At 70.5% G+C, this 393-nt stretch carries 1 pseudogene; it reads left to right on the forward strand.

Features of this window, described 5'->3' with window-relative positions:
- Window positions 1-348: pseudogene (locus J0695_RS41980) on the forward strand (carbohydrate ABC transporter permease); the annotation flags it as partial.
- Window positions 349-393: the final 45 nt, after the last annotated feature.

A 393-nucleotide genomic window follows, 5' to 3' on the forward strand; every position in this document is an offset into this window, starting at 1 on the left:
GGCTCGCGGGGGTGCCGCGCGACGCTGCTGGAGGCGGCGCGGGTGGACGGGGCGAGCGAGTGGCAGGTGTTCCGCAAGGTCACCGTGCCGCTGCTCGCGCCGGTGCTGGCGGTCGTGCTCGTCACGCTGATGATCAACGTGCTGAAGATCTTCGACCTCGTCTACATCATCGCCCCGGGCGCCACCCAGAAGGACGCCAACGTCCTCGCGCTCCAGTTGTACCTGTCGTCCTTCGGCGGCGGCGCGAACCAGGGCGTGGGCAGCGCCATCGCCGTCATCCTGCTGCTGCTCGTCGTGCCGGTGATGGTCATGAATGTCCGCCGCCTGCGGAGGGAGTCCCGCCGATGAGCACCGTGAGCGCGGCCGAGCACGGCCCCGAGCCCACGAGACCGA

It is taken from the genome of Streptomyces beijiangensis, from assembly GCF_017315755.1.
GTDB classification, from domain to species: domain Bacteria; phylum Actinomycetota; class Actinomycetes; order Streptomycetales; family Streptomycetaceae; genus Streptomyces; species Streptomyces beijiangensis.